Origin of the sequence: Agromyces binzhouensis, from assembly GCF_004135055.1 — a bacterium.
GTDB lineage: Bacteria > Actinomycetota > Actinomycetes > Actinomycetales > Microbacteriaceae > Agromyces > Agromyces binzhouensis.
Genome location: NZ_SDPL01000581.1, coordinates 1 through 1,477 on the forward strand (window position 1 = coordinate 1; position 1,477 = coordinate 1,477).

Consider the following 1,477-nt stretch of genomic DNA (forward strand, 5'->3'; position numbering starts at 1 on the left):
CAGGCCTCGACGAGCGCGGCCGCGAACGTGCTCTTCCCGGCTCCGCTGGGCCCGTCGACGAGCACGAGCGGATGCCGCCCGGCCCGCGTCGCACGGAGCACCGCATCGAGCGCCGGGCGCAGCGCGAGCACGCCGGCCGCGTTCACGCCCACACCGGGTGGTACGTTCCCGCCCAGACTGCGCCGGCGATCGCCACTGCAGCGATCGCGGCCGCGATCAGGACGAGCAGCGCATCGGGAGCGCCGACCGTGGACGGCCGCGCCCAGGTCCTCGGCGTGTCGGCGCCGAACCCGCGCGCCTCCATCGCGGTCGCGAGCTTCGATCCGCGTCGGATCGCGAGCACGAGCAGTGCGAACGCCATCGTCGCCGCGCGGCGCACCGCGCCGTGGTCGCCGATGCCGCGCGCCCGGCGGGCGAGCGCCATGGCACGCCAGTCCTCCACGAAGAGTCCGACGAGCCGCGTGGCCGCGAGGGCGCCGAGCACGAAGCGAGCGGGCAGGCGCCACACCTGGGCGAGGCCGTCGGCGAGGTCGGTGGGATCGACCCGGAGGAACAGCAGCGCCGCGGGCAGGCCGATGGCGAGGACGCGCAGGGTCACCGCGATCGCGAGCTGGATCGACCCGTCCGTCACCCTGGCCAGCCAGAACTCGCCGTACACCGTGCCCGACGGGCGGCCGTAGAGCAGCATGCTGATGCCGGCGAGCGGCGCCGCGATGAGGATCGGCCAGGTGCGTCGCACGAGCAGGGCGGGGGTCACGCCCGCGAGGGCGAAGAGCACGAGCTGGATCGCGAGCGCGATCGCGGCGCTCACCCAGTCGACCGTGACGAGCAGCGGCGTCGTCAGCACCATCGCCGCGGCGAGCCGGGAGGCGGGGTTGACCCGATCGACGAAGCGCAGGGTCGGGGCGGGTGTCGCGTCGGCGACGTCGATCGTGCTCATCCGCGCCCACCTCCGGCCGCGGTCCGGGCGTCGGCGGACGTGCGCGCATCGAGCCGGATGCGGTGTGCTCCGAGCGATGCGATGAACGCCGCATCGTGCGTCACCGAGAGCAGGGCGGTGCCCTCGCGGACGAGCTCGTGCAGCAGCCGGACGAGTTCGATCCAGCCGAGCCGGTCCTGGCCGAACGTGGGCTCGTCGAGGATCACCGCGCTCGGTCGCGTCGCCAGCACCGCCCCGACGGTGAGGCGCCGTGCCTCGCCGCCCGAGAGCGTGAAGGGGTTGGCGCCCGCGAGGTGGTCGAGGCGGAGCCGCTGGAGCACCTCGTCGACGCGGGCGTCGACCTCCGCGGGGGCGAGGCCGAGTGCGCGCGGCGCGACGGCGACCTCGTCGCGGACCGTCGTCGCGACGAACTGATGCTCGGGCTCCTGGAACACCGTGCCGATGCGGGTGAGCAGTTCGCGGGAGCGCCATCGCACCGGCGCGTCGCCGATCCCGCGGGCGAGCGTCGGGGCGGCGACGACCCGCCCCGCGCGCGGC

Annotated in this window: 2 protein-coding genes; both read right to left on the reverse strand. The window is 75.4% G+C overall.

Translation table 11 applies throughout. The features are described 5' to 3' along the window. Window positions 1-142: 142 nt before the first annotated feature. Window positions 143-940: an energy-coupling factor transporter transmembrane component T family protein gene (locus ESO86_RS16875; RefSeq protein WP_129235951.1), complete on the reverse strand. Its 798-nt coding sequence runs from the start codon at window positions 938-940 to the stop codon at window positions 143-145. Next, window positions 937-1,477: ABC transporter ATP-binding protein (locus ESO86_RS16880; protein ID WP_165308237.1), on the reverse strand; the 541-nt coding region annotated here is incomplete at its 5' end. The genes ESO86_RS16875 and ESO86_RS16880, both read right to left, overlap by 4 nt.

What these genes read in the sequence shown, in the direction of transcription:
- ESO86_RS16875 (WP_129235951.1), bottom strand. Translation starts at nt 940, where the DNA reads ATGAGCACGATCGACGTCGCCGACGCGACACCCGCCCCGACCCTGCGC.